At 59.5% G+C, this 1,147-nt stretch carries 1 protein-coding gene; it reads right to left on the bottom strand.

Annotated elements, in window-relative coordinates; all coding sequences use genetic code 11:
- On the bottom strand, positions 1-928 hold a 928-nt coding region (locus tag GUI70_RS22465; RefSeq protein ID WP_161884496.1), incomplete at its 3' end, for an IS4 family transposase.
- Positions 929-1,147 lie beyond the last annotated feature (219 nt).

Raw genomic sequence — 1,147 nt, 5'->3', positions numbered from 1 at the left:
GCACTGTAAACAGCACGGCCAAGTCGTCTGGATCCCATCTCAGCGCGTTTCTGAGGCGCTCGGCACCGTAGCGCACCAGACTCATGGCTTTGCGGCCATGGGCCAAGGTCTTGATGGGCTTGATTTCATGTAGCCAAATGCCTACCCGCAAGAGACTGATCCAGGCGAGGATCGCCAGCCCAAACAGGCGTTCGAGCCGTTTGGGCTGGGTGACGCCGGTGCGTTCCAAATCGAAGCCTCGGGTCTTGAGGCTTCCAAAGGTGCATTCGATGGACCAGCGGAGCTTATACAGCTTCCACGTCTCCCAGACGCCGAAATCTGTGGCGATGATGACGAGATCCCCCGAAGGGGATCTCGTGGCCACCACGCGCATCCATTCCCCGAAGACCTGGGTCTTCTCTGCCATGACGCGGAATTCTCCTTGCTGGACATCATCAAACCATTCATCTGCTCGCAGCTCATCCAGGACCGTGTCTTTGCGGATCCGGATCGCTCGACGAATCCCCTGACGCCGAAGGAAATGGAACCACTCGGCACCAATGAACTCACGGTCGGCGACCAGGCCCTTCCAGCGACGGGCTGGAAGGGCCTCCAAGAGCTTAAGGACGAGCCACATCCGCGCTCTGGTATGGCTGTTGCCGGTGTGGTCCAAGGCAATCCAGACCAGCGGGATGGTGTACCCGTGGACCACAGCCCCGAGCACGAGGAGATTCAGGGGCGCTGCTCCGTGCTCCCACGTCGTCCGGTCCAAGCTCATCAACACCTTCCCGGGTGGAAGGTGGACGAGCAACAGCGCTAAGAACACCTGCATGGTCAGTTGTTCATCGTGAATTGCGCGTCCCACGCGCCGTTTCTTGGCTTCAGGTGAGCTGCTGCCAGGCATCTGCGGGGCCAGATCGCTGTGGTTGACGCTCTGGGCCGTGATCATCGCCAGGACCAGGTCGACGACACGCTGGAGCGTGTCGATTCGCAGGAAGGGGACGCAAGCTTTGAAGTGTTCGGTCAGTTCGGTACGCTGGGGGCAAGCGGGAGTTGAGGAGGTCATTGCTTCAACTCACCGCTTTTCGCCGTCCTTGTCGAGGGACAAGAGGGAATTGACAGTTTCCCCGTCTAGGACAGCCTCAAACCAAAGTTGTCAGGTACTGAG

Source organism: Deinococcus alpinitundrae, assembly GCF_009982895.1.
GTDB lineage: Bacteria > Deinococcota > Deinococci > Deinococcales > Deinococcaceae > Deinococcus > Deinococcus alpinitundrae.
Note: the sequence above shows the minus strand (reverse complement) of the source record. Positions and strands in the feature narration are given on the sequence as shown.